22 protein-coding genes are annotated in these 25261 nt (G+C 61.8%); 7 read left to right on the top strand and 15 right to left on the bottom strand.

Annotation, left to right across the window (positions count from 1 at the left end):
• Positions 1 to 152: 152 nt before the first annotated feature.
• The 3 genes from lepB (at position 153) to NX775_RS01835 (ending at position 2379) form a co-directional block, all read left to right on the top strand.
• Positions 153 to 824 carry a signal peptidase I gene (gene lepB, locus NX775_RS01845; protein WP_258834446.1) on the top strand — a complete coding sequence of 224 codons (672 nt, stop codon included), beginning with the start codon at positions 153 to 155 and terminating at the stop codon, positions 822 to 824.
• A gap of 124 nt (positions 825 to 948) precedes the next feature.
• Positions 949 to 2142, top strand: coding sequence for a multidrug effflux MFS transporter (locus tag NX775_RS01840; RefSeq protein WP_258834445.1), 1194 nt, complete (start codon positions 949 to 951; stop codon positions 2140 to 2142).
• 108 nt (positions 2143 to 2250) lie between these two features.
• A complete protein-coding gene (locus NX775_RS01835; protein WP_258834444.1) occupies positions 2251 to 2379 on the top strand; it encodes a hypothetical protein in 129 nt (42 codons plus the stop codon).
• A 6-nt stretch (positions 2380 to 2385) separates the two neighbouring features.
• Here the strand turns inward: NX775_RS01835 and smpB are convergent, their stop codons facing one another.
• Positions 2386 to 2835, bottom strand: a complete 450-nt coding sequence (gene smpB / locus NX775_RS01830) for an SsrA-binding protein SmpB (protein WP_258834443.1) — start codon at positions 2833 to 2835, stop codon at positions 2386 to 2388.
• A gap of 96 nt (positions 2836 to 2931) precedes the next feature.
• On the opposite strand from smpB, the gene NX775_RS01825 reads away from it, so the two are divergent.
• Both NX775_RS01825 and NX775_RS01820 read left to right on the top strand, forming a co-directional pair.
• Positions 2932 to 3363 (top strand): type II toxin-antitoxin system RatA family toxin, encoded by a 432-nt coding sequence (locus NX775_RS01825; protein WP_258834442.1) that lies wholly within the window; start codon positions 2932 to 2934, stop codon positions 3361 to 3363.
• Complete coding sequence (locus NX775_RS01820) at positions 3356 to 3688, top strand: RnfH family protein (RefSeq protein WP_258834441.1); 333 nt, start codon at positions 3356 to 3358, stop codon at positions 3686 to 3688. Before NX775_RS01825 ends, NX775_RS01820 begins: the two co-directional genes overlap by 8 nt.
• Here the strand turns inward: NX775_RS01820 and NX775_RS01815 are convergent.
• Positions 3660 to 4184 (bottom strand): DUF4124 domain-containing protein, encoded by a 525-nt coding sequence (locus tag NX775_RS01815; RefSeq protein WP_258834440.1) that lies wholly within the window; start codon positions 4182 to 4184, stop codon positions 3660 to 3662. The genes NX775_RS01820 and NX775_RS01815 overlap by 29 nt on opposite strands.
• Before the next feature lie 149 nt (positions 4185 to 4333).
• On the opposite strand from NX775_RS01815, the gene guaB reads away from it, so the two are divergent.
• Positions 4334 to 5794 carry an IMP dehydrogenase gene (gene guaB, locus NX775_RS01810; RefSeq protein WP_183552919.1) on the top strand — a complete coding sequence of 487 codons (1461 nt, stop codon included), beginning with the start codon at positions 4334 to 4336 and terminating at the stop codon, positions 5792 to 5794.
• 171 nt (positions 5795 to 5965) lie between these two features.
• A complete protein-coding gene (gene guaA / locus NX775_RS01805; protein ID WP_258834439.1) occupies positions 5966 to 7576 on the top strand; it encodes a glutamine-hydrolyzing GMP synthase in 1611 nt (536 codons plus the stop codon).
• A 136-nt stretch (positions 7577 to 7712) separates the two neighbouring features.
• Here the strand turns inward: guaA and NX775_RS01800 are convergent, their stop codons facing one another.
• The 13 genes from NX775_RS01800 to proV all read right to left on the bottom strand — a co-directional run bounded on the left by NX775_RS01800 (position 7713) and on the right by proV (position 25163).
• Entirely contained in the window at positions 7713 to 7979 is a 267-nt protein-coding gene (locus NX775_RS01800) for a PAAR domain-containing protein (protein ID WP_258834438.1), read from the bottom strand.
• Positions 7980 to 8028: 49 nt separating this feature from the next.
• Positions 8029 to 9405 (bottom strand): T6SS immunity protein Tli4 family protein, encoded by a 1377-nt coding sequence (locus NX775_RS01795; protein ID WP_258834437.1) that lies wholly within the window; start codon positions 9403 to 9405, stop codon positions 8029 to 8031.
• Positions 9402 to 9980 carry an MDR/zinc-dependent alcohol dehydrogenase-like family protein gene (locus NX775_RS01790; protein WP_258834436.1) on the bottom strand — a complete coding sequence of 193 codons (579 nt, stop codon included), beginning with the start codon at positions 9978 to 9980 and terminating at the stop codon, positions 9402 to 9404. The genes NX775_RS01795 and NX775_RS01790 overlap by 4 nt, the downstream gene beginning before the upstream one ends.
• A gap of 107 nt (positions 9981 to 10087) precedes the next feature.
• Positions 10088 to 10366, bottom strand: coding sequence for a PAAR domain-containing protein (locus tag NX775_RS01785; RefSeq protein ID WP_258834435.1), 279 nt, complete (start codon positions 10364 to 10366; stop codon positions 10088 to 10090).
• A 46-nt stretch (positions 10367 to 10412) separates the two neighbouring features.
• Positions 10413 to 12233, bottom strand: coding sequence for a type VI lipase adapter Tla3 domain-containing protein (locus NX775_RS01780; protein ID WP_258834434.1), 1821 nt, complete (start codon positions 12231 to 12233; stop codon positions 10413 to 10415).
• The gene (locus NX775_RS01775) at positions 12230 to 14569 is read right to left on the bottom strand and encodes a T6SS effector phospholipase Tle3 domain-containing protein (RefSeq protein ID WP_258834433.1); all 2340 of its coding nucleotides are present in this window, start codon (positions 14567 to 14569) and stop codon (positions 12230 to 12232) included. Before NX775_RS01775 ends, NX775_RS01780 begins: the two co-directional genes overlap by 4 nt.
• Positions 14570 to 14579: 10 nt before the next feature.
• A complete protein-coding gene (locus NX775_RS01770) occupies positions 14580 to 17408 on the bottom strand; it encodes a type VI secretion system Vgr family protein (protein WP_258834432.1) in 2829 nt (942 codons plus the stop codon).
• Positions 17409 to 17431: 23 nt separating this feature from the next.
• Positions 17432 to 18505: a type VI secretion system baseplate subunit TssG gene (tssG, locus tag NX775_RS01765; protein WP_258834431.1), complete on the bottom strand. Its 1074-nt coding sequence runs from the start codon at positions 18503 to 18505 to the stop codon at positions 17432 to 17434.
• Positions 18469 to 20313, bottom strand: coding sequence for a type VI secretion system baseplate subunit TssF (gene tssF / locus NX775_RS01760; RefSeq protein ID WP_258834430.1), 1845 nt, complete (start codon positions 20311 to 20313; stop codon positions 18469 to 18471). The genes tssG and tssF overlap by 37 nt, the downstream gene beginning before the upstream one ends.
• A gap of 15 nt (positions 20314 to 20328) precedes the next feature.
• On the bottom strand, positions 20329 to 20790 hold the full coding sequence (gene tssE, locus NX775_RS01755; RefSeq protein WP_258834429.1) for a type VI secretion system baseplate subunit TssE: 462 nt from the start codon (positions 20788 to 20790) through the stop codon (positions 20329 to 20331).
• A gap of 1020 nt (positions 20791 to 21810) precedes the next feature.
• The gene (gene proX, locus NX775_RS01750; RefSeq protein WP_370660559.1) at positions 21811 to 22815 is read right to left on the bottom strand and encodes a glycine betaine/L-proline ABC transporter substrate-binding protein ProX; all 1005 of its coding nucleotides are present in this window, start codon (positions 22813 to 22815) and stop codon (positions 21811 to 21813) included.
• Positions 22816 to 22872: 57 nt separating this feature from the next.
• Positions 22873 to 23931, bottom strand: a complete 1059-nt coding sequence (gene proW / locus NX775_RS01745) for a glycine betaine/L-proline ABC transporter permease ProW (RefSeq protein WP_258834427.1) — start codon at positions 23929 to 23931, stop codon at positions 22873 to 22875.
• A complete protein-coding gene (proV, locus tag NX775_RS01740) occupies positions 23928 to 25163 on the bottom strand; it encodes a glycine betaine/L-proline ABC transporter ATP-binding protein ProV (protein ID WP_258834426.1) in 1236 nt (411 codons plus the stop codon). The genes proW and proV overlap by 4 nt, the downstream gene beginning before the upstream one ends.
• Positions 25164 to 25261: the final 98 nt, after the last annotated feature.

Raw genomic sequence — 25261 nt, 5'->3', positions numbered from 1 at the left:
TGCGGTCGTAGTCGTCCCGCAATCAGTCTAGTTGTCGAATATGACAGCGTGGTGACACTGCTGTCAGGATTGCGTTGTTAACGAAAGGCTAAGCATCGACCGTTGATCGACATTTACCATCGATGGCTCCATCACCCAATCAGGAGCAGTCCGTGACCAAATTCATCCGCGCCAACAAGGGTTTTCTGCTGTTTCTGCTGCTGTTCGGCGTATTTCGCACCGCGGTCGCTGACTGGAGCCCGATTCCATCCGGGTCGATGCGGCCCAATCTGCTCGAGGGCGACGTTGTCTTCATCAACCGGCTGGCATACGACCTCAAGATACCACTGACTGAACGGCAAGTGGCGCACCTCGGCGATCCTGTGCGCGGCGACGTGGTCGTGTTTTATTCACCGCGCGACGGCACGCGCCTGATCAAGCGTGTGCTGGCGCTGCCGGGCGACGAGGTCGAGATGCGCGATGACCGCATGACGATCAACGGGGAAGAGGCGGCCTACGCGTTGGTTGGGACCGCACGCGAGCAGGCCGGCGGCCGCGAAGCCGACGCCGTCCGCCTCAGCGAATCCGTGGGCGGCGCGCACCAGCGCGTACAACTGCTTCCGCGCGTGCCCGCGCTGCGTGACATCGCGCCGCTGCGCATACCGCCCGGCCAGTACCTGATGCTTGGCGATAACCGCAATAACAGCGCCGACTCGCGCGTGATCGGCCTGGTGCCGCGTGCAAAGCTGCTTGGCCGCGCCGAACGCATCCTCGTTTCTGCCGACTACCAGCACGACTGGATGCCACGGTTCGAGCGTTTCGGCATGGCGCTACGCACCCGCTGAAAACAGGGCGGCGGCAGATCGGGAAGGCCGAAATCGATTACAATCGCAGCCCTCCAATGCCCGTCATCCGGCCCCATGCATCGTGCATCGTACGGCGCCGGCAGGTTTTCCGAAAGCGCCGTCCATGCAAAAACTCCTCACCGTCATCCTCGCCTGTCTCGGCATGGTCGGGGCCCTGGCCATCGACACCTACCTGCCGTCGATGCCGGCCATCGGCGCCGAGTTCGCGGTCGGCCCGGTCGCGGTGCAGCAGACGCTGAGCGTGTTCCTGTTCACGTTTGCCTTCATGATGCTGTTCTACGGGACGCTGTCCGATTCGTTCGGCCGCCGTCCCGTGATCCTGACCGCGCTGACCGTCTACACGTTGGCCTCGATTGGCGCGGCGTGGGCGCCCAGCTTCGGCTGGCTGCTCGTGTTTCGCGCGCTGCAGGGCCTGTCGGCCGGCGCCGGCTCGGTGATCGGCCAGGCCATCGTGCAGGACCGCTTCGCGGGCGCGCAGGCGCAGCGCATGATGTCGCACATCATGATGGTGTTCGGCCTCGCGCCGGCGATCGCCCCGATCCTGGGCGGCTGGCTGCACGTGACCTTCGGCTGGCGTTCGTCGTTCGTGTTCCTGGCGGTGTTCGGCGCGCTGCTGATCCTCGTGTGCCTGAAGTTCCTGCCGGAGAGCCTGCCGCGTGAAAAGCGCCAGGTCTTTCATCCGGGGACCATCGGCCGCAACTACGTCAAGGTGCTGCGCCATCCGCAGTTCGTGCTGCTGTCCCTCGCGCTGGGCCTCGCGTTTTCGGGTCTGTCGCTGTATATCGGCTCGGCCTCGAACTTCGTCATGGTGATCCTTGGCCTGCCCGAGACGGCGTTTGCCTGGATGTTCATCCCGCTCGTCGGCGGCATGGTGATCGGCTCGGCCTGGGGCGGCAAGCACGCACACAAAAGCACGCCGACCCGGATGATGTGGCTGGGCTTTGGCGTGATGGTGCTGGGCGCGGCCTTCAATGTCGGCTACAACGCGTTGTTCACCGCCGCCGTGCCGTGGGCCGTGCTGCCACTGTTCGTCTACACGTTCGGCCTGTCGGTCGCGATGCCGGCGATCCAGATCACCGCGCTGGGCCTGTTCCCGGACAACCGCGGGCTGGCGTCGTCGATGATCGGCTTCATCCAGATGATGTCGTTCGCACTGGTTTCGGGCCTGGTGGCGCCGCTGCTGTTCCACAGCGCGCTGCACCTGGCGCTGGGCGTGGCGGCCGGGCTGGCGCTGAGCTTTGGCGCCTGGCGCCTGTCGGTGCTCATGGCGGTCAAGCCTGCCGTCGTTGCTGCCTGAGTGATAGCGGTGCGGCGCACGCTGTTGTCCGCGCCGATCCTGCCCTTCCGGCGTGATCCCGCGATCGGCATGGCGGCTTGACGGGGGAGGCGCAGGTCGTGCTGGTGGATGAGCAGAGCAGCAGAGCAGGTGAGGGCGCGGGCGCACGAACACCTGGTGCTGTTCTCGACCCACGACCGCGACCTGATCGCGCTGACCGGCGCCCGCGTGCTGGCGTTGCTGGCACGGGACGCCTAGAACGGCTTAGCGCCGGTTGGTCTTCATCGCCGCATTGACCTCGCGCTTGGCGTCGCGGTCTTTCTCGGTCGAGCGCTTGTCGTGCTGCTTCTTGCCCTTGGCCAGGCCGATCTCGCACTTCACGTTGCCCTTCTTGAAGTGCAGGTTCAGCGGCACCAGTGTGTAGCCGGAACGCTCCACCTTGCCGATCAGCTTATCGATCTCGGCGCGGTGCAGCAGCAGCTTGCGCGAGCGCAGCGCCTCGGGGTGGCTGAAGCTCGACGTGGTCGTCAATGCACTGACGTGCGCACCGAACAGGTACAGCTCGTTGTCACGGACGAGCACGTAGGCTTCCTTGATCTGCACCCGCCCTTCGCGGATGGCCTTGACTTCCCAACCCTCCAGCACGAGACCTGCCTCGTAGCGGTCTTCGATGAAGTAGTCAAAAAATGCTTTTTTATTGTCAGCGATGCTCATGAAAAGGCGAAAATTCGCGTGTCGGTTAAACTACTGCTATTGCGCCAACGGTGGCGCCACTTGCAAACGACCCCCATCATAACAAACGGTTGACCAATGGCAGTAGTGCACAAATCAGTTTTCCTTGGCTATAGCGCAGAACAGATGTTCGACCTCGTTGCCAAAGTCGAAGATTATCCCAAGTTTCTTCCCTGGTGCAGTGGCGTGAACATCGTCGAACGCACCGATGACAAGCTCGTCGCGGCCCTGCAAATTAATTTTCATGGCGTCAAGCAGAGCTTCACGACCTCGAACCACAACCAGCGCCCGACCCAGATGAAGATGCACCTGGTCGACGGCCCGTTCAAGCTGCTCGAGGCCACCTGGAGCTTCAAGTCGCTGCGCGCCGATGCCTGCAAGATCGAGTTCGACATGCAGTATGAGTTCTCCAGCATGATCCTGGCGCAGATCGTCGGCCCCGTGTTCGGCATGATCGCCAACAGCATGGTCGACTCGTTCTGCAAGCGCGCCGAGGTCGTGTATGGCTGACGTCGCGGCCGCGCCGGCATCGCTGGGCATCTCGGTCTGCTACGCCAGCGACAAGGTCGAATGGCTGCGCGAGCTGCAGGTAGAACCCGGCACGACGATCGGCATCGCCATCGAGCGCAGCGGCGTGCTGGAAGCCTTTCCGGATATCAATCTGACGACGCAGCCCGTGGGCATCTACGCCAAGAAGAAGACGCTCGACACGGTGCTGCGCGAGCGCGACCGCATCGAGATCTACCGGCCACTCGTGGCCGACCCGAAAGAGTCGCGCCGCAAGCGTGCGGCCAAGCGGGAAGGCGCTAGCGGCAGTCCTGCAGCGCCTGATTGACCTGCGCGGCCCGCGTGGCCCGCTCGGCATCCGTCATATAACTTTTCTGGCCATCCTGGTCGTAGCGCGCGATGCGTGTGCCGGACGCGAGCTGCGCCTGCGTCTCGCGCGCGGCGTTGCAGCGCTCGGCCAGCTGGCGTGCACGCTGCGCTTCTTCCTGCGCTTTCAGATTGGCTTCGTCACGCGCCTTGGTGCGCGCGCGGTAGGCGGCTTCCTGCTCGGCCAGCGTGGGCGGGCCTTTTGGTGGCAGCGGCTTGGTGGCTGGATCGGCGGCTGACCCTTCCGCTGGCGTGGCGGCAGGGGGCGCCGGCGCCAGTTCGTGAGCGGCGCGGCCCGGCGCCTTGACGATCTTGCTGGCCGGCGTGCCGGGCGGCGGCGGGCGATCGGAATACTGGCGCGTGCCGCCGGGGCCGATCCAGACATACTGGGCTTGCGCGGCCGTGGCGGCAAGGAAGAGCAGGGTGGCGCCGAGGGCGCGGTACGGCATCTGCGACATAGAAATTGCTCCTGAGAATTGACAGATTTCGCCATGCTTCGGTCTGGCTGTCAATCGCAAACCGTACCGCACCAACTAAATTTGGGTCAGGCCGGCGACGGAAATCACGGGTTTCTGTATAATTCGCTTTTGCGCCTATAGGAAATACTATGCGTCTCCTCCAAAAAGCACTCACCTTCGATGACGTGCTGCTCGTCCCGGCCTACTCCAACGTTCTTCCGGCCCAAACTTCCCTGCGCACCAAGCTCACCCGCAATATCACGCTGAACATTCCGCTGCTGTCCGCCGCGATGGACACCGTGACCGAAGCGAACCTGGCGATCGCCATGGCGCAAGAGGGCGGTATCGGTATCATCCACAAGAATCTCCGTCCAGCCGACCAGGCGCGCGAAGTTGCGCGGGTCAAGCGCTTCGAAGCGGGCGTGCTGCGCGATCCGATTACGATTCCACCGACCATGAAGATCCGCGAAGTGCTGGCGCTGTCGCAACAGCACGGCATCAGCGGCTTCCCGGTGGTCGAGGGCAACCAGGTGGTCGGCATCATCACCAACCGCGACCTGCGTTTCGAGGAAGACCTGGAAGCCGAAGCGCGCGCCAAGATGACGCCGCGCGACAAGCTCGTCACCGTCAAGGAAGACGCGGACACGGCCGAAGCCAAGCGCCTGATGAACAAGCACCGCCTCGAGCGCGTGGTCGTCATCAACGACAACTTCGAGCTGCGCGGCCTGATTACCGTCAAGGATATCCAAAAGTCGCACGAACACCCGCTGGCCTCGAAAGATTCGCAGGGCAAGCTGCTCGTGGGCGCCGCTGTCGGCGTCGGCGAGCGTGACGAAGAGCGCATCGAACTGCTGGTCGCCGCCGGCGTGGACGTGCTGGTGGTCGACACCGCCCACGGTCACTCGCAGGGTATCCTTGACCGCGTGCGCTGGATCAAGGACCGTTACCCGCACGTGGATGTCATCGGCGGCAATATCGCTACCGCATCGGCTGCGCTGGCGCTGGTCGAAGCGGGCGCTGACGCCGTCAAGGTCGGCATCGGCCCTGGCTCGATCTGCACCACCCGCATCGTCGCCGGCGTGGGCGTGCCGCAGATCACCGCGATCTCCAATGTCTCCGAAGCGCTTGAAGGCACAGGCGTGCCGTGCATCGCCGACGGCGGCATCCGCTTCTCGGGCGACATCTCGAAAGCACTGGCTGCAGGCGCGCACACCGTGATGATGGGCAGCATGTTCGCCGGTACCGAAGAAGCGCCGGGCGAAGTGATCCTGTACCAGGGCCGTAGCTACAAATCGTACCGTGGCATGGGCAGCCTGGGCGCGATGGCCGACGGTTCGGCCGACCGCTATTTCCAGGAAGCGTCGAGCAAGGCCGACAAGTTCGTCCCTGAAGGTATCGAAGGCCGCGTGGCCTACAAGGGCAGCGTGCTGGCGATCATCTTCCAGCTGATCGGCGGCGTGCGCCAGTCGATGGGTTACTGCGGTTGCAGCACCATCGAAGAGCTGCGCTCGAAAGCCGAATTCGTCGAGATCACGTCGGCCGGCATGCGCGAATCGCACGTGCACGATGTGCAGATCACGAAAGAAGCGCCGAACTACCGTTCGGAATAAACGATCCCGACGCGGCCGATACTGGCCGCGTTTTCGTAGGGTGGGCGGCTTCGCCGTCCACGCGGTGATCGTTGGCATCACGTTCATCCGGCGCGAAATTGGCGCCGTCAACCATCACCGCGTGGACGGCCGAGCCGTCCACCCTACCCAGACTACTCAGACTCTTCTCTCATGCATTCGAAAATCCTCATCCTCGATTTCGGTTCCCAGGTCACCCAGCTGATCGCCCGCCGCGTGCGCGATGCCGGCGTCTTCTCCGAAGTCTTCCCCTACGACGTCAGCGACGAATTCGTTCGCAACTACGGCGCCTCGGGCATCATCCTGTCGGGCAGCCACAATTCGACGCTCGAAGGCGATTCGCCACGCGCGCCGCAAGCCGTGTTCGAAGCCGGCGTGCCGGTGCTGGGCATCTGCTACGGCATGCAGACCATGGCGGCCCAGCTGGGCGGCAAGGTCGAAAACGGCCTGAAGCGCGAATTCGGCTACGCCGAAGTGCGCGCCCGTGGACATACGGCGCTCCTCAACGGCATCAACGACTTCGTCACCGACGAAGGCCACGGCATGCTCAAGGTCTGGATGAGCCACGGCGACAAGGTTCTGGACATGCCGGAAGGCTTCAAGCTGATGGGTTCGACCGACAGCTGCCCGATCGCCGCGATGGCCGACGAAGAGCGCCGTTTCTACGCGCTGCAATTCCACCCGGAAGTCACGCACACCACGCAGGGCGAAGCCATCATCGGCCGCTTCGTGCACGAGATCTGCGGTTGCAAGTCGGACTGGAACATGCCGGATTACATCGGCGAAGCCGTCGAGAAGATCCGCGCACAGGTCGGTACCGACGACGTGATCCTGGGCCTGTCGGGCGGCGTCGACTCGAGCGTGGCTGCTGCACTGATCCACCGCGCGATCGGCGACCAGCTCACCTGCGTGTTCGTCGACCACGGCCTGCTCCGCAAGGACGAAGGCAAGATGGTCATGAGCATGTTCGAAAAGAACCTGGGCGTGAAAGTGATCCGCATTGATGCCGAAGACCAGTTCATGGGTCACCTGGCCGGCGTGAACGATCCCGAGCAAAAGCGCAAGATCATCGGCCGCGAGTTCGTCGAAGTGTTCCAGGTCGAAGCGGGCAAGCTGACCAATGCCAAGTGGCTGGCACAAGGCACGATCTACCCGGACGTCATCGAATCGGCCGGTAAAGGTAAAAAAGGCCAGACGATCAAGAGCCACCACAACGTGGGCGGCCTGCCAGAGACGCTGAACCTGAAACTGCTCGAGCCGCTGCGCGAGCTGTTCAAGGATGAAGTCCGTAAGCTCGGCGTCGCGCTGGGCCTGCCGCATGACATGGTCTACCGTCACCCGTTTCCGGGCCCGGGCCTGGGCGTGCGCATCCTTGGCGAAGTCAAGAAAGAGTTCGCCGACCTGCTGCGTGAAGCCGATGCGATCTTCATCGAAGAGCTGCGCAATACGCCATTCGAAGTGCCAATGGTGCCGGGCATCGATGCGGGCAAGGCGCCGCTGAACTGGTATGAAGCGACCAGCCAGGCGTTTGCCGTGTTCCTGCCGGTGAAATCGGTGGGCGTGATGGGCGATGGCCGCACGTATGAGTATGTCGTTGCGCTGCGCGCGGTGCAGACGCTGGACTTCATGACGGCGCAGTGGGCGCATCTGCCGCATGCGTTGATGGGCAAGGTGTCGAACCGCATCATCAATGAGGTGCGGGGGATTAACCGCGTTGTGTATGATATTTCGGGGAAGCCGCCGGCGACGATCGAGTGGGAGTGATTCCCGGCTGGGCGTGAGCTGTCAACCACCCGGAGTTGAAGTGGATGAAGCCCCTGATTTCAGGGGCTTTTTTCTGTTTGGATGGCCGCCTCAGCCTTCTATTGCATTCACTGATGCTCGCGCTGAGCAGGTCCGATCATCCGATTTCGTAGTTGCCGATTGTCGAGATCAACTGCGCGCCACAACCAGTCTTGTGTCCCGCAAGCGCAACCGGTTTGCCCTCGACGATGTAATCAGCATCGCCTTCAATCACCTTGGTTACGCCATGTCCCGGAATTGGACAACTACATTGGTCGTCCACGCGCACAACGGCAATGCCGTCCACGAGGTAGTCGCTGGCACTGGCGGAGATGACCTTGCCGCCGTGGGAGGTTGGATCGCCGAGTCGGATGACGTTGGGCATGGTGGTCCTTTGATGTTGGTGGCGGGGATACGGGATGTCGTGGTGCCTGTTACGCCGGTTTGTCAGCGCTGCCACGCCCAAGCGCTTGTCCCGGACTGTCTTTCGCACCGTCGTCAATCCGGACGAATTCCCAGACGGTCGGTTTGCTTATTAGGTCTGGCATGCCTTTGAGTCGGTCCAGGAGTGACTGTTGTTTTTGCACGGACGTCTTCGGCAATATCTGGCCGTGTTGGAAACTGCGCATACTGTCCTGTGCAAGTGCGTCCATGCAGCGCCACCAGCCGCTGGCCGGACAGGGCGTGCCGCTGTCAGCCCGCGTGCCGAGAGCCACGTGTGCATGCGCGACCGGTTTGGCAGCTACAACCGGGCGCACACGCAAAGAGGACAGCATCTTGTCCCAGAGTGCCAGCGCTTGGGCGTCCGTTAGACTAGAATCGACAGTGGTACCGGATTCACTATGGCCGGTGCTCAGTTCGAATGACATCTGAGGCGTGAAAACGGAGTCAGTTTTATTGTGGATGAGCTCCCACATGAACGAGTGGCAATAGTTCCCATTGAACTCGTGGACGCGGTCGAGAATCTCTTCTCCGGGTTCGCCGTTTAGCGCCCGCGCCCCGCGCCGCAAGGTATGGAAACGTGAACGATTTGCGTTGATAGTTGGTGCGTCCGCATCGCGTTGAAGCAAGGTTTTTGGTGTGGTGATACCGGCTATCATGCTGAGCGCTATTGACACATCGGGGTGCCCATTGAGACTGACAAACATGGTTGTGCGTTCGCTCTGCTCGACCTTTAATGGCTCTGTGATAAATCCGCCGTCGAAACAGAAGCCAGCCTCGGCTGGAATCTCGTTTTCCTCGCGTGATCTGAGCTGAGTAACCAGTTTGGTAAGTTCTTTGAGATCGTTGTCATTGACATATTTCATACTCAGATTAAAACTGTGCTTTTGCACACGAATCATAGCCTCTGCCTTGACGGCTTCAGTGATTGGCTCATGTGGCAGGCCGGGAATCCACTGCCTGTCGAAAACGCGGACTTTTCCGTACACTCCATGTCCATCAAATTGACGCGTGCTTTCAAGGCTGGGCATCCCTCGTTCATTTTTCTGACCCGATAGCTGATTTTCCCTTTCCTCCAGTCTCGCGGTGAAGTGTTCATCCGTCTCTTCGTAGGTCACGATGCTCCAGCCAGCGACCATCGCGCCCCGGTATGACACTTCGGCGTCGGCAGGTAGGTCGATCACGAAGCGGCCGACGCACGTTGGTTTCATCTTGAGGTCCTGCATTTCATCGGTCATGTTCGTCACCTGGTAGTTGAGAAAGGCTGCTTGCACCTTGCGCGTAAACGCGATGCAGACCAGGAGCAGGCAAGCAGAGATGATCAGTCTGGCGAGCCACCTGCTGTGCTTGCGCGGAAGTGCTTTGGTCACTTGGCCTCCCAGGCAATTCTGACAATTAGTTGCATGGTAAGGGCCAGCATCGATTCATTCGAGTAGCTGCCCTGGTGGTCGTAGCCCCTGGTGCGAAAGAGTTGCTTGACGCCTCGCGCCGGTCCCATACCCGATTGCTGTGGCACCGTACCGTCGCCGGGGCCATCCTGGACCGAATGCGTAAACTGCAGGGTGCTGCCATTCGAAAATTTCACCATGCGGCCGCCGGTCTCGGGGGTACGGCTGATAAGCATCCCTGAAGCAAGCACGCTCTTCTCGGGCACAGACGCTGTCTTGACCGCATGCCAGCGGCAGGTGCCGAACGATAGATGGCCAGGGTCGTCGCCGTAGAAGGCGTAGCTGTTGGGATGGTAGTAATCACCGAGCAACGTTGTATGAAAGCGTTCAGCCTGCGCAATTGCATTTTTGATTTCAGTAGTAACTTTTTCAGCGCCTAAGAATTTGTTCGCGGGATCAGCAAGCGCAGGATCAATCATGCGATACCACGAGGCCATGTCGCGGTACATATCATAGACATTGCCGCTAGGGAGGCTCCTTAGTGAGGCGTTTTCCATTACCAGTTTGGATGGTCGCGTACAGCCACGGTTTTTGATATGAACGATGTATTGGATGACTTGGGCATCGCCAACGTTCCAATCTCATTGCTGAAGAGCCCGGCCTCCTAATTCTGGCCGGCAGAATGAAAGTTCGTAAGGCTCGATTTAAGTTGCGCGCCGCAACTCGTGACATCGCTGTCGTAGGCGACGGGAATGCCATCGATACGGTGGTGTGCCGAGCCGGAGGCAATAGTGCAGCCGTTGTGACCCGGAATCGGACAGCTACATAGGTCGCCAACACACGCAACCGGGATCTGGCCGACCTGGAAGTGACGGGCGCGCACATCGATGACCTTGCCGCCGTGCGACGTAGCATCGCCAAGCCGGATGACATTTTTTTTCATCTCAATGCTCCTTCTGGTGGTTGTTCAGGCGAGATAAGGCGTCAGCTCATGGCGGGGTAGGCGCGGTTGCCGCAGTCGCTCCGGGAGGCGCGTAATTGGCCGGGTCGATGGAATGGCTGTGGATGTGCCTGAAGACGTCACCGCCATTAGCGTGATACTGGGTCTTGCGTTTTTCGTCGGATGGCGGTGTGATGAAAACGATGCTCGCTTCCTTCGGGTCGCGCAAATTAATCGCCGCGCTGGCGCCGCCCGCGCGGTAACTGCCCATGACACCGATCGCCATCTGCATGAACAGGGTGTTGGCCCCGGTATTGCCCAGGCGGTGGTCGGTATTGATGAACTGATCGACTCTGCCCGTATCGATTTCAGGACCGCCCGCGTGGGCATAACGGCTCAGCACGCCGTGCAAGGCAAGCAACTGCTCTTTCTGGTGACCAGTGGCGGCGATGATGCGGGCCGGTCCCTTGGCGCGCTGAGCCTCTGGCAGCGTCATGAGCGCTGTGTGCCAACCGTCCAGCAAGGCCTTTTCTCGCAGATCGCGCCGGCTCAAGGGTTTGCCATGTTCGTCGCTCATGTTGACAAACACCGGTCGGTGGACAAACCCGAGGGTCGGCATGCTGTCAAATTCCTTCAATTGCAGATTGTTCCAAGGGACCGGGAACCAGGGCGTCGGCTTCCAGTCCAGCGGCGGGCGATGTTTGGCGTTGAATGCCCCGTCGAGGAAACTGGTCGGACCGGTGCCGCGAATGTCGTGACGCACTGCGAACTTTGCGGCGGCGGGGAGCCACTCATCAATCAGAGGTTGGCGCGGGGTGTCGAAAGGATGGTCTGCCGTCTTGGGCTTTTTAGGCACTGCGTTCATCAGATCCAGGTACGCCAGGAACAACCGACGTCCGATGCCATCCCGATTCAGGATCTCCACGCTTTGTTCTTCGTCGACATCTTCGAAAGCAAAGGGTCGGATCGCGTCCACCCGTTCGCGCCGCGCAAGTAAAAAAAGCGTGGAAGCATCGGGCATTTCGGGGACGTAATATCCTTCCTTGACCAATTTCGGGCTTCCATCGGGCCTGGACATATTCCTGATGTCCATGCCATCGTCGGAGTTGAAGATGACGTAGGGGATATCGAGGTTCTTGTCAAAAAAATCAAAAATATCTTCAAGAATGTGGTCGGGCCGGTCCTCGAACCGTCGTGGGCCGACGACGAACAGGTGCGTTAGTAAGCCTGACGAATTGGCGCCGGCGACCAGACCCGAATCGGCAGTGAGCGGCGTATCCGCATTTTCCAGGCTATGACAAGCCGGTCTTGCGTTAAACACCGGCACTCCCCAGTCCATTACGGTGTAGCCGGCACCGTTTTCCAGCGTATCGCCACCGCGGCCACCCATCATTTGTAGCTTGTCGGTCTCGCCCCACGGATACTTCTTCGGATCTTTTTCGCGAATTGATGTGTAGGCATTGCCTGATTGAAGTGCATCCCAAAGTCTGCCTTGCCGGTACTTGTCAAGTGTGACGCCCATGCTAATCACCTCGAGCACATATTCGCGTCGACCCTGCTCCGCGCGGCCTTCCGCCAGCACGCGCTCGGCTTTCTCCGTTTCCAGTCTGAATTGCGTCTGGCGCACCTGCGCCTGTTGTGATGCCATGACCCAACGCCCCCCGAACAAGGCGGCCACCAGCATAACGGGTGCACCAAACCACCACAGTTTTTTCATCGTTATCTCCGGTTGATCGATGGAATCAGGGTGAAGCACAGTGAGATCGAGTGCCATCCATAGCGGGACGACGATAAAGAGTGCCGATACCGCGCCCAGCAGATATTTCCAGACCACCGGTCCTTTGGCTGCATGCTGCGCTGATGCATTCATCGTTGGTTCCCCTTGACGCCGATTGCGCCCTCGCTGAAGTTTTGAAGAACGATGGCGGATGGCAAACCTTCCGGTGGTAACGGCAAGCTGCTGGGAAGGATGCCACTTGAGTAGTAAGCAACATTCGCACTGATAAGATGCCTGCGCCACGCTGGCTCGTCATTCCAGTAGATTGCGAAATCGTTCTTGAACTTGCTCCATCCAAGGATGCCTGGCCGCAGCGGTTCCTTGTTCACGGGGTCTTTGAGCCGCCAATCCGCTACCGCACACAGGTAGGCGTAAAACACGGGATGGGTCGTCGCTTTTCCACTGCCAATCGACACATCGTATGCAGTTACGTACTGATGATTCTTGCTGCCACCGTAAATGGCCCCATGAAACGAGCGCGCCATCGACGCGTGCTGCCAGCGATCGCGCGCCTCGTCTGCCGTCTCTGTGCGCTGGATGATCAGCCTGGGCGGGTTAGTGGGGTGCCGGGCGACGGTGTCGCCGACGCAGACGAACACATCCAGTACCTTGCAGCGCGCCTGGGCTTGCTTGCCCTGGTTGATTGCCTGTTCCACCGCGGCGCTGGCCGGCGCGGCGTTGGCGATCACGCCTCGATAGAGAGCGCGATCGATGCTGCCGATGAGCGGGCTCCCGCCCGGGATGGTGACGCCGACCGGGTCGTCGATGCATTCGATGCGCTGGGCGATACCGTAGTTGCTGGTCACGGCGATGGCCGCATCGATCTGGTCAACCCGCTCCATGGCGCCGAAGCGGCCTCTGGCATCGGCAAACGCACCTTCGCCCATGCTGGCGGGCACCGGCGTTGGCAATGGTTCTCCGGTAATCTTGCGCAGTCCGAAGCGTGCTTTTTCCTCAACCGACCCGGTCCGCGGCGCCTGGCCCGGCTCATCGAGGCGGGCGCGCACGGCATGGCGGCTGACGGCGGAATCGCTGATGTCGGTATGCGCCTGATCGTCCTCGCCTTCAACGTGCAGGGCGAAATCGTAGGGCGACGTTTTTTGACCAATCAGCACCTGTGCACCGGTGCGGAAGTCGGGGCGCCGTTTGATCGTGAACACCCGCTGAAAAAAGCCTGGCCCCAGTTCGGCGAGCGGTTTGCGAACTACCTTCTCGGCTCGGGTGATGGTGGCATTGATGTTGAGGGGTTCGCCATCGTCATCGGCGATTGAATAGGGTTTGGCCGAAACCTGGGTGCCGCGCAGGTATTCGGGCACGCCCTGCCAGCCGATACCCTGCACGTTGGCCAGTGCGACCGTCATGTCTTCGGGCGAAAAGTACAGATAGACCTTGCCGCGGTTGTCGCGGTCCTCGCTGGCCACCCATTTGGCGCCCACCACACCCCGGTGCTTCGACGTATCGGGCAATTCGGCAAGGGGCGGGATCGTATGTTTTTTCTTTTGCACGCCGCCAACGATATTTGCCAGTGTCGTCAGGCGCGCGTGCAGGGTTTGGCCCCCACTGAGCCTAGGGTAGCGCTGTGCCATCGCTGCATCGAGGCCGGAATAATAATCGACCGCACTGGCCAGCATCGGTGTCTCGTCGACCAGGCTATAGGGCGGGTTGCAGAGGATTAGCGTGTCGGCCGGCCGGGTATCGGGTTGCAACGCCCTGCCGCCGGTTTCAAGGAGGAATGCCTGGGCCAGGAGACTGAGCAGGCAACCCTGGCTGTGCGCGACGATGCTGACGGTTTCGTCCGCATCGTAATCGCGGAGCATCGTAATGACGGCGGCCAGGCGCTGCGCGGCCAAGACCATGTAGAGCCGGCCGGGATTGTCGAGCACTGGATGGGTCGCGTCACGCTGCGCAGCATCCAGCAGGCCAAGCGCTTTCGACTTGCCGCGGTTCCACATTTCCGGCAAGGAGTTCGTGGCGTTGGCGAACGGGCCGCCACCTTTAGAGAAATCCTTGTCGAGGCGGTTGCCATAACGGTCCAGTGCCTGACCATGCGACGTTCTGAAACCCGGCTTGACCGAGTCGTTTTCCTCCCGAAAGCCCCAATAAAACGGTATGACCGGGCTGTGCATTTCCTTCGTGACGCTGCGCTTGTAATAAACTGCATCGGGATCGTCCTTCAGCACCTCGGCGTCACCAGCCCTGGGATTGCTGTAGATTGCCGGACGCAGGTCGCCGCGCAGGCGCTGGGTCAGCCCTGCGCACAATCCGTTCTCGACCGCCTCATACGCAGTGCCTACATCGTTGACCCCATGCACCAGAATGACAGCGCCAGGCAAGTTGTGACGCACGGCGACGACCTTGTCCCTAATCCGCCCCGAGGTGTAGATGCCAGTGGCGGTTCCACGTGAAAAAGATGTTTTTTGATAGCCCATCTCGATTCTCCTATTGGTTCGGCGGTGGGTCGCTGATGTCGATGTCGGCGGTGTGCATCGCGTCGCTCATGAGCAAGGAGGTTTTACCCGCGATGTCAGTTGTTTCTTCCAAGGTTTCGCCTGCGGTGGTGGCAATCTTGTGGGTGAGGTCGGCAGCCGGCAAACCACCATCTTGATGTGGGTAATATTTGGCGACAAATTTCAGGTCGGTAGCGCCGTTGCCAAACGACGGGAACGCCGTTGCTATCGTCGCGGGACCGTCGAAATCGAAGTCGGGCCCGCGGAATTTGAGCGGCATCTTGCTTCCAAACGTCAGGCCGTCCTTGCCGAGCTTGATGAACGAACCGTTGTCGACAATGAATTCGATCTCCTGTGCCATGATCGTGACTTTGCCTTCTGTTGCCGTCACCTTGCAGTTTTTCGCAGCATTGACTTCTGTGTCGTCATGCTGGCTTTGCAGCAGTAGCTTGCCGTGGTGGGCGATGGCCGCGATGCCGTCATGATGCGCAAACAGCGAAATCCCCTTGCCGGCATTGATGCTATAGCGCTGCCCGGCAGTCATTTGCATATGCCGCTGGGCGACACTGTCAATGTTGACGGCGGCGTAACTGACGATGGTTTTGGCGCTGGCAAAGCTGATGCCGTCCGGCGCCGTGACGCCGATCGCCGCCGCGCCGCCGCCAGTGCCTGTCGGCGCCGTGTTGCTGCCGTTATTCCACTGCCTGATCGATTCCTGCAGCTCGCCTTGCGGCTTGTCATCAACGGGCAGCGCCTGGTTTTGCGCCGCAAACTGGCCCAGCGAGCGAAACAGATCGACGCAGTCCTGCATCAGCGCCAGGTAGTCGGCACGGTCGAGCTGCTTGCCGCCGTCGTTCAGGCGCGACCAGGCCGACAGCAACATGCCCTTGCCGGCGCGTAGCGCCAGTTGCGCGTCGGTGGTCAGTTCGGCGCCTTCGCCGCGCGGCGCGCCGTGCCCCTCGCTGCGTGGCTGTGTCAGCCAGCCGAGGTTCAGTTCACTACGGCCATGGTCGCTCGCCATCTGCGCGTTGATCTGCCCGGTCGTATCATCAAACCGCAGCTGGTTGCCCCGACTCCCTTTGATTTCCAGGCTTCTGATGCCGGACAAATATTTATTGCCGGGCAAGGCGCCGACGCCAAGGTAAGGCGGGCGGGCCAGCATGTTGTAGAGCTGACCGATGATGATGGGCTTGTCGGGGTCGCCGCCCAGAAAACCGATCAACACCTCGGTGCCGGGGCGGGGCAGCGTCAGGGTGCCAAAATGCATGCCGCTGCCAGTGCCGGCCCAGCTGCTGGCCACGCGCACCCAGGCCGAGTCGCGGTCAGTGCCCGAGGCGCCGGCGCCCTCGGCGTGCGCATGGTCGGCTGCGCGCATCGCAGTAAACTGCACCTTGACGCGGCCCTGGGCGTCGCAGTGGACGGCCTCTCCCGGGGCGCCGACGACGATGGCGCTTTGCAATTGCGCCTGCGGCACATCGACGCGCGCGTCCCAGGCTGGCACGAAGGTGATGTCGCGCCGCACGCAGGTGAGGCGGCACTGGAAGCGGAACTGGCTTGAATCGAACCAGTTCTGCGCCGCCAGGGGCAGGTCGGCGGCATCGGTGTGCCAGCGGTTGCGCGCAAACAGGCGCGCGACGCGTGCATCGTATTCCTTGGGCAGGTTGTTCTGCGCGGTGATATGCGAGGACAGCACGATGAACTCGCGCTCGGCGTCCGGGTGGCGGTCGATCTCGGGGTGGCCGGCCAGGATGAAATATTCGCCGGCGGTGCAGTCACGCACGCCGCCCTCGGCGTGGAAGCACCTGGCCTCGAAATTCGAGCGCTCCAGCGCCTGGCGGGCCAGCGACTCGAGGTCTTCGTAGGTGTCGCGCACGTGCGGCGCCTCGGTGAGATAGTGGTCCAGCGTGGCTGCCAGCTTGTTTCCCTTGACGCCCTGATCGTCGGCGCTGGCGAAGCTGGCGCGCATGAAGTCGGTGCCGCGAGGATTGGCGTAATCCCAGCTGTGACGGCTCACCCGGCCCGGGCGCAAGGCGCGCACTGCGCCGAACGCGGTGATCGAGTCGCGCTCTTCGGTGGCGCTGTCGCGATGAAAGCGGATGGTGCCGGCGCTACTTGGTTTGAGCCGCCTGGCGTCCTGGAACAGCACCATGGTGTGCGCTGGCGCCAAGACCGATCCGTCGGCCGCCGCAGGTTCGCTTGCTTCCCCGGCGCGACCTGGACGGAAAAACCACGAAACACCGCGGCGCCGGAGCAGGCGGCGCACGAAAGCGCCCGTGCCTTCGTTGTATTGCACGATCTGGCGGCGCACTGGAAAGTCGCGCAGCGCCAGCGCCGTTTCGAGTTCGATGTCGAACATCGCGGCCAGGCCCGGATTGACACGGCGCGCCTCGCCGAGCACGGTTTTGACGACATCGAGCTCGGTCTGGTCGAGGAACACGCGGGTGCCGACATCGAGGTCGAGGATGGCCAGCGCATCGCGCATCAGTAGTTGGTAGCTGGCCAGGCCACCATCGCTTTCGCCGGCACTGGCTGTGGCGACGATGCCGCAAATGCTGCGCAGCTGTCCCTGGTCAGTCACAATCTGCACTTGCGCGGGTAGCCCGATCAGGGTGTCAAGTTGCAGGTGCGCGTCGAGCGCCAGGCAGTCAATGCGCATCTCGATGCCGTCGCAGATCGCCTCAACCCCTTCGATCCGCTGCGGCAGCAGCACGTCGCTGGCCACGCCGTCAGGAAAACCCAGCTGCATGCGCAGCGGGCGGTTGCTGGCGGTGAGGATTTTGTTGAGTTCGTCGGCAACGTCAAAATCGTTGTCATGGTCCACGGGTATCTCCATCCTGGCTGCAATTAAAAGGCGATCAGGTAGCGGGTGTCGGCATGGTCTTTCGTTCGCGGCGCGGTGAGCATGACCGAGGCTCGACCCAGCCGGGCACGGTTGTCGAGGGCGATCGGGCGGACATCGGCGGCCCGTAGAATGAGGCGCACCTCAAATGCGACGGCAGGCATGGCGAACAGGGCCAGCATTTCCCTGAGCGCCGGGCCGGCGCCGCCTCCGGCAATAAAACGGTCAAAGTCGAGGCGCGTGAGCGGGCCAACCCACAGGCGCACCAGGGCGTCGCGGCGCCAGTAGCGGGGGCCGAGCATATTGCCAAAGCCGAGCACATGGTTTTGCACACCGAGGACAGTGCGATTGTCTTGACCAGCATCGACCCAGCAACCCACCAGCGGCTCGGTGCGAAAGGGCACGCCAAAAAAGTCGGTGAGCACGCCGGCGATCATTTCGCCCTGCACGGGACGATGACGAATCAACGCAGCATAGCGGGCCAGGACTTCAGCGGGGATGACGGTGGTGGTCTTGCCTGCTCGCTCTGTCTTTGGGCGCCGGGGCCTGCCTGCCAGGGCCAGTTGCGCCTCCATAAAACGGTCGCGACCGTCGGCGTCGGCGCCGGATTCAATGTGGCAGGCGGCCCAGGCCCGGTAGAACAAGACCATCATGCGGTGCGAAAAGGTATCAAAGAAAGCGCGGCCGGCGTGGTTTTTTTCAAAGGCAACCTGCGCAGCGATCGTGGCGGTGTAATCGTAGGGCAGCACGCCGTGCACGCCCAGAAAACCCATGAAGGCGGGCGTGAGGCGGACGTGGCGCAGGCGGCCCACCGGCGCTGCAACCGGACCGTCTGGTGTCGCCGGAATCTCGGGGGCGTCGGCGTCAATGGCAAGTGCCTCGATCTGACTGGACGGAAAGCCCAGTGCGACGCTGTTTTTGCAACGCAGTACCGTCTCGAGTTTTTTGCCGTGCGAAGCAGCGTCGCGCTGCAGCCATAGCTCGATCAGGTGCACGGCCTGGAAAAAATGAAACCGGCATGGATGCGTGATCAACCGGTCGATCAGACCAGCTTGCGCGCGCCGTTGCGTGGGTGGCATCGGATCAGCTCCTTTCCGCTAGCATGCGAAAAAACCGTCAACTGGGTGAAGCTCTGGCAATGCACGTAGAGGCCAAAAAAATGGTCGAGCACCGAGACGAACAAGTCGATGCTGCTGCCAGCGAAGGCGTCCTCATCGAGCGTAACGCGCACCGCAAGACCCCGCACCAGGGCGCTATGACCGTCGTCGCGCAGCCAGAGGCTTGTCTCACGCTGTTCCAGCGCAACGATGCCGGCGATCTGCCGTTGTGATACCGACGACTGTGGCAAGTCGTACAGCGTCAGCGTTTCTTGAAGAAGATGCAGGCCGTCGGCAGAGAGCGCGCAATGACTGAGCGACAGGTGGGCAATCAGGCGCCAATGGTCCTGCGCATTGAAGCGGTACTGGGGAGTTGGCCGGCGCAGGAAACGCAGCGGATAGCCATCAGTCGCCTGCTCAAGCTTGAGGTCGCCGCCCGCGGTGTCGTAGCAGAGCCGACTGGGCAAATCGCGGTTGGTGCAGGTGAGTTCTATCGATACGCTGGCATCGGCCATATCCAGTGGATCAAGGTCCAGGTCAACAAGCGCGATGCGCGTGGCGTGACCGGGGTGGCGCAGCGCTGCCAGCTCGTCGCGGCGCACCACGTAGTAGCGGCCCTGGCGCCCACCAGCCTCGCCATGGCGCAGCGAGTAATACGGCCGGAATTCTGTCATGGACTGGCCGTGGCGCGATTTCTGCACTGTGGTCACCTTGTCGACGCTATAAATGTCGCAGACGTCGGCGTAGGCGCCATCGGCGAGCAATGCATAATCAGGCGTCATGTGCGTCAGTTCAATCGGGCAGGCCGCGTGCCTGAACAGATTCACCACCGGCGTGCAGCCGGGTACGAAGTTCTCGCTCGAGAGCTGGCTCAGTGCGCGGCCAGTGTGCGTATCGGCAGCTACGCCAGCCAACCCCAGGTGCAGGGTGAGGCGCCGGCATGTGGCCGGCAGGTGGGGCGCCAGCACCTGCCAGTCAATGTCGAAAAAATTGAATTTCTCAGGATTGACAAAGTACTCGCTCAGCAACAGATAGGCGGGATGCGACAAGTTGCTGCGCGGAAGAACTGCGTCGTGCGGATCGAATCCCACCGCTTTGAGCGGCACGGTGCGCAGAGCCAGCCAATTGCCGTCGATCTCCAGGTATGCCGCCTTGGCATGCATGAACAGCAGGTCGCGTGTGGTCGCGCACAGAGACGGTTCGGCATCGATGAACAGGCGTAGCCTGTCCAACTGCACCAGCCCCAGGCTCAGGGTGGCCGCTTTTGATTCGATGTCGATGGAAAGCATCGTGGTGACAGCGGCCGGTCGCGGCATCGCCGGCGGCAAGTTGAAGTACGGCTGAAAGGCCACCTTTGCCACAACCAGGGGGGTGATGTGCACGTCGAACACGGTGCGCAGCCGGCACGAGGGTCCGTCGGCCGAGCGTGCCACCAGCGTGGCGCCACGGGGAATCAGCCCTGGCGCCGTCATGGTCGCAAGACCGGCGCTGGGATCGACGCGCACGATGGCGGTGGATGGAAAAGGTTGCAAGTAATGAGGGTAATTGAGCTGCAGCAGTGCCTCACTCACCTTGTAATCATTGTCATCGATCAGCTTGGCGATACGAGCGTTCGACAATGCCGTGGCCTGGATAAAACGTTCGATATGGGGATCGTTGCGTTGCCCGCCTTCCATACCAAGCTGACCGGCCTGGGCAGGAAATTCGGCGGCGAACTCGGCGTTGAAGGACTGCATGGTGGAGAGTTCGCGCTCGTAATACAGGCGAATTGCTTTCAGGAGTCTCTTCATCTGGCAGTCCTTGGATCAGCGAATGGCGTACTGCAGACTCGAGGGTTCGAGCATGATGTCGAACTGCACGCGGTCGTCATTGGCCAGCGTGCGCAGCTGGCCGGAGATGGCGAAACTGAGTCGGTTTACCCTTCCGGATTCTTCGACCAGCCGGGCCCGTACCTGTGCCAGCCGCGGTTCGTTGCGCACGATGGCCGCGGTGAGCAGATCGCAAATTTTCTTGCGGTCGGTACTACTGGTGAGGCACAGCTGAGCGAAGTCGGCCAGGCCGAAATTGACGATGGATTCTCTGCAGGCAGGGTATGTTGCCAGCTCGTCTGGGGAAATGGCAACGCGGGTGTTGAGCAGGGCTTCAAGGTCGCGCGCAATGGCAAGCTTGTATTGCGCCAGCGTTAACTGAAGCGGTCGCCGCTCGGCGGCGCATACGGGGATTGGCGCGATCAGCCGGTCCCACACACTGGAGGTGTACGTCACCATCTTTAAGCGCTCCCGTTATTCGTTCCCAGAACAGGGCAGGGCGGCATGGGCGTGGCATGCATGACCCCAGCGGGCAAGTCCGGATTGGATTTTTACGAAGGGAAATTATTGCGCCGACACGCGTCGCGAGTATGCGGTAACGCAAACGATTTGGATGTCGTGCGTCTGACTGGCACGACACAAGTGAAACGCCGCATTGGTCTTACATGCTTGAAGCTACCTTGGCGGGTACAGGAGAGGCCGGGATCCGTGGTGACATGGCGCTTTCTGTCGGGCCGCAATTGGAGAAGTTATCGTCTACAACCCGGTGCTCCTCGAAACTTTCCGCCCCCGTAAATCAGGAAATCGGGAATAAATGTAACTAACCAACAAAAGTGAACGAAAAACCCGAAAACTTGAGCGCCAACGATTACAGTAACAGGTCAACTGATCAACCAAGCTTGCAGGGAAGGGGGAGCCGCCGATGACCAACATCGCAGGACGCTGGCGCTGTGCAGCGCGCCGTCAGAAATGGATGAGTTGTCCAGAGATTAACCTTCGTGGACAGCACTAGCACGCGCGACGTCGCGAACACTTGGTAACCGGTCTTCGGATAGCCTCCCGCCGCCTGTCGGCTTCGGCCCGTTACGTTGTCAACACGTGCGGGCCGCGTGACCACGCGATCCATGCTGCGCATCGCGTCGTTGGTACCTCTCTCGAACCGGGTCAGGGCGGACACATCGCTAGCATTTGGAACATCGGCGAACTGGGTGGTCGTGCAGGTTGCCCGGGCATTGAGGCTGAGCCTCGCGACGTTTGAAATGTCCCGTTCGCCGCTCAGTCGTGCGGTAGGTGTTGCAGCCGCTGCACGTCAGCAACCATGATGGCCAAGCTCTGAACTGCAGTGAACCTGTCTCCACATTGCCACCAGCCTAGTCTTGACCACGGGTCTCTACAGATGGTTCAAACACGGCCTAGTAGCCACTGCCGGGCAGATCGCAATGACTGCATCCTGACGGCGCTGCCGCGACTACAGCAAGATCACGGCGCCGCTGCCGCCCGCGCCTGCGCAATCCAGCCATCAAATTCCTTCTGATGAAACTTGATCCACCCCGACACATGGCGCGCGATATCCGCCTGGGCATTTTCACCGCTGCGCATGCGCGCATTCTGCGCGTCGATATCGGCAATCGGCAGCCGCATCACCTGAAACAGCTTCACGGCTGCCGGGTTCTTCTCGGCCCAGGCACGGTTCACGACAAAGCGCGTCGTGTTGATGGCAAAGCCGTAGTCGCTGCCATCGGGCAGGCGTGTATCGGGCTTGCCCGGATACGCCGTCTTCGGCGCCTGCAGCCACACGACATCCTTGCCCGGAATCAGGACGCCATTGACCCAGTAGGGCGTCCAGGCGTAATACAGGATCGGAGAGCCGCGCTTGAAGCGGCCGATGGTATCGGCGATCAGGGCGGAGTAATTACCCTGCACATGCGTTACCGTGCCGCGCAGCTTGAAGCCGTCCATGTGCTGCTCGATCATCGCTTCGCAGCCCCAGCCCGGATTGCAACCGGCCATGTCCGCCTTGCCATCGCCATCGTTGTCAAACAGCTTGGCCAGGCGCGGCTCGCGCAGTTGGCCGATATTGGTGATGCCGTACTTGTCGGCGGTGGCCTTGTCGATCAGGTAGCCCTGTGCTGCCGGCCCCGCGTACTCGCCCATGCGCAGCAGTTTGGCGTCGCCGCCGGCGTTGTCATAGAAATCCTTGTGCAAGGGATCCCAGTGCACCGCCAGGAACGTGGCGTCGCCGTTGGCAATGGCGATGTGGGCCGTGGGGTATTCCACTTCCTTGATGGGTTGCGGTGCGTAGCCCAGCGCCGCCAGAGCACGGTCGACCAGCATGGTCTGGAACGTTTCTTCGGCAACCGGGCTTTGCAGCGCTTGCACCTTGATCCCCTTGCCGGGAAGGGTGTCTGCCGGCGTTTGCGCCATGGCCAGGTGGGTAGTCAGCGCCAGTGCGCCAAGCGCGATGGTGGCGATCCAGCGAAACATGCGTCGTGACTGGTGTTTGATCGTAAATTTTTTCATGCGATGCATTCGTGGTCCTTTTTATGATTGTGGCTTGCCGCGCGTCAGGCGCAGGATGAGGCCGGCCGGGCCGGTCTGGTACCAGTGGCGTACGCCACGGCGTGGCTGTCCCATCGATTGCGTCAAGCGGTCCAGCGTGATTGCCAGCAGCACGATGCCCAGGCCACCCACGGTTGCCAGACCCATGTCCAGGCGGCCGATGCCGCGCAGGACCATCTGGCCCAGACCGCCGACGGCGATCATCGAGGCGATCACGACCATCGACAGCGACAGCATCAGCGATTGGTTGATGCCGGCCATGATCGACGGCATCGCCAGCGGAAACTGGACGCGGGTCAGCAACTGCCACGGCGAGGCGCCATAAGCGCGCGCTGCCTCGATCAGGTCGGGCCGCACCTGGCGAATGCCGAGATTGGTCAGGCGCACCAGCGGCGGCAGGGCAAAGATGATGGTCACGATCACGCCCGGCGCGTTACCGATACCAAACAGCATCACCACCGGCACCAGATAGACAAAGGCCGGCGTGGTCTGCATGGCGTCGAGCAGCGGACGCAGGAGGTTCTGGGCACGGTCGCTGCTGGCCAGGAAAATCCCCAGCGGCAGACCGATCACCATGCAGAACGCGAGCGACGTCAGCACCAGCGACAGCGTGATCATGGCGTCGGACCAGATGCCCAGCATCGACACGATCAGCAGTGCCACCACGGTGCCAATGGCGAGCGTCCGGGTGGTGAATTGCCAGGCCAGCACGCCGATGACGGCGATTACCGCGAGCGCTGGCGCAGCCAGCAGCAACGCGCTGACGGCGTCGAGCGTGGCATCGATGGGCGCGCGCACGATCTGGAAGAATGGACGGAAGTGCTCGACCACCCAGCCCAGCGCGTCGTTGATCCCGGACTGAAGCGACAGCGAGCCGTTTAGCAGGTCGGACAGCCCAGCGCTGGCCTGATCGGGCGAGGCGGCCGGCGCGGCGTCGAGCCAGGAGGTATCGCGCGGCGGCGTCGGCAGCCATGGATTGATCTGCTCAGCTTGTGGGGCGACCGGTTGGGTCGCGGTCGCAATAGCGGTGCCGGGATTCATGCTTGTCCTTTCGGGTTGTTTGGTGCGGCGATGGGCGGCGTATCGCGGTCAAGGAACTTCAGCAGGGTGGTCTTGCTGATGGCCCCGCGGTATTTGCCATCGTTCGTCACCACAGGCACGCCATACGGCATCTGCGCGACCTGGCCAAACAGGCCGGCGACCGGTTCATCGGCGTCGATGGTGGTGACGTCGGGCAGGTAGGCATGCGCCAGGCCCAGCGGGCCGACGTGGCCGTCGAGCGCGCTGCGCAGGGAGTCGGCCGAGACCACGCCCAGGAATTTTTGCTGCGGGTCGACGACGTAGGCGTAGGCCCGATCCTGTTCTTCCAGCATCGACAGTGCTGCGCGCGAACCGCGCGCGGGCGACTCCGCCACCACGATCTGGCTTTTACGGGCGATATCGCCGGCCTTGAACACGGCCGCGGCATCGACGCCGCGCACGAAGTTGCGCACGTAGTCGTTGGCAGGCTGGCGCAGGATGTCTTCGGGCGTGCCCACTTGCACGACATGCCCGTCCTTCATGATGGCAACCCGGTCGCCGATGCGCATCGCTTCGTCGAGATCGTGCGAGATGAAGACGATGGTGCGGCGCTTGATCTGCTGCAGGCGCAGCAGCTCCGATTGCATCTCGGTACGCATGATTGGATCGAGCGCCGAAAACGCCTCGTCCATCAGCAGGATGGCGGGATCGCATGCCAGCGCGCGGGCCAGGCCCACGCGTTGCTGCATGCCGCCCGATAATTCGTCCGGATAGCTGGCGCCATACCCGGCCAGGCCCACCTGGTCCAGCGCCTGCAAGGCCAGCGCATGGCGCTCGGCCTTCGGCGTGCCGGCCAGCTCCATGCCAAACGCTGTGTTGTCGAGCACGGTCAGTTGCGGCAGCAGCGCGAACGACTGGAACACCATGCTGATGTCCTTGCGGCGCAGCGCGCGCAACTGGGCGTCGGGCAGGGTGTTGATGTCATTGCCGTCGATAAGGATGCGCCCAGCGGTCGGCTCGATCAGGCGATTGAGCATGCGCACCATGGTCGATTTTCCCGACCCGGACAATCCCATGATGACGAAAATTTCGCCGGCTTCAATCGTGAAGCTGGCGTCAAACACGCCGATGGTGCAGGCGGTCTGGGCTAGGATGTCCTGCTTGCTGGCGCCCTGGCGAACCAGGTCCAGTGCGGCTTCCGGCTTGTCGCCGAAAACTTTGAAGACCTGGTCGATGATGATTTGTTTTGCCACGGTGTGGTTCTCCCTCGATCTGTCGAATGAAATGAAATCGCCGCAGGCATCGAGGCCCGCGGCGGAGATCGCGACATGGTCGTGATGCAGACAGCGCG

It is taken from the genome of Massilia aurea, assembly GCF_024753205.1.
Lineage (GTDB): Bacteria > Pseudomonadota > Gammaproteobacteria > Burkholderiales > Burkholderiaceae_D > Telluria > Telluria aurea.
Note: the sequence above shows the minus strand (reverse complement) of the source record. Positions and strands in the feature narration are given on the sequence as shown.

Bases quoted from the DNA above. Each gene is read 5' to 3' on its own strand.
- NX775_RS01790 (WP_258834436.1), bottom strand. From the start codon at position 9,980: ATGGAAAACGCCTCACTAAGGAGCCTCCCTAGCGGCAATGTCTATGAT.
- NX775_RS01775 (WP_258834433.1), bottom strand. From the start codon at position 14,569: ATGGGCTATCAAAAAACATCTTTTTCACGTGGAACCGCCACTGGCATC.
- proW (WP_258834427.1), bottom strand. From the start codon at position 23,931: ATGAATCCCGGCACCGCTATTGCGACCGCGACCCAACCGGTCGCCCCA.
- tssE (WP_258834429.1), bottom strand. From the start codon at position 20,790: ATGGTGACGTACACCTCCAGTGTGTGGGACCGGCTGATCGCGCCAATC.
- smpB (WP_258834443.1), bottom strand. From the start codon at position 2,835: ATGAGCATCGCTGACAATAAAAAAGCATTTTTTGACTACTTCATCGAA.
- guaA (WP_258834439.1), top strand. From the start codon at position 5,966: ATGCATTCGAAAATCCTCATCCTCGATTTCGGTTCCCAGGTCACCCAG.
- NX775_RS01780 (WP_258834434.1), bottom strand. From the start codon at position 12,233: ATGAATGCATCAGCGCAGCATGCAGCCAAAGGACCGGTGGTCTGGAAA.
- NX775_RS01835 (WP_258834444.1), top strand. From the start codon at position 2,251: ATGAGCAGAGCAGCAGAGCAGGTGAGGGCGCGGGCGCACGAACACCTG.
- NX775_RS01820 (WP_258834441.1), top strand. From the start codon at position 3,356: ATGGCTGACGTCGCGGCCGCGCCGGCATCGCTGGGCATCTCGGTCTGC.
- NX775_RS01815 (WP_258834440.1), bottom strand. From the start codon at position 4,184: ATGTCGCAGATGCCGTACCGCGCCCTCGGCGCCACCCTGCTCTTCCTT.
- tssG (WP_258834431.1), bottom strand. From the start codon at position 18,505: ATGCCACCCACGCAACGGCGCGCGCAAGCTGGTCTGATCGACCGGTTG.
- NX775_RS01785 (WP_258834435.1), bottom strand. From the start codon at position 10,366: ATGAAAAAAAATGTCATCCGGCTTGGCGATGCTACGTCGCACGGCGGC.
- proX (WP_370660559.1), bottom strand. From the start codon at position 22,815: ATGTTTCGCTGGATCGCCACCATCGCGCTTGGCGCACTGGCGCTGACT.
- NX775_RS01840 (WP_258834445.1), top strand. From the start codon at position 949: ATGCAAAAACTCCTCACCGTCATCCTCGCCTGTCTCGGCATGGTCGGG.
- NX775_RS01825 (WP_258834442.1), top strand. From the start codon at position 2,932: ATGGCAGTAGTGCACAAATCAGTTTTCCTTGGCTATAGCGCAGAACAG.
- tssF (WP_258834430.1), bottom strand. From the start codon at position 20,313: ATGAAGAGACTCCTGAAAGCAATTCGCCTGTATTACGAGCGCGAACTC.
- NX775_RS01800 (WP_258834438.1), bottom strand. From the start codon at position 7,979: ATGCCCAACGTCATCCGACTCGGCGATCCAACCTCCCACGGCGGCAAG.
- guaB (WP_183552919.1), top strand. From the start codon at position 4,334: ATGCGTCTCCTCCAAAAAGCACTCACCTTCGATGACGTGCTGCTCGTC.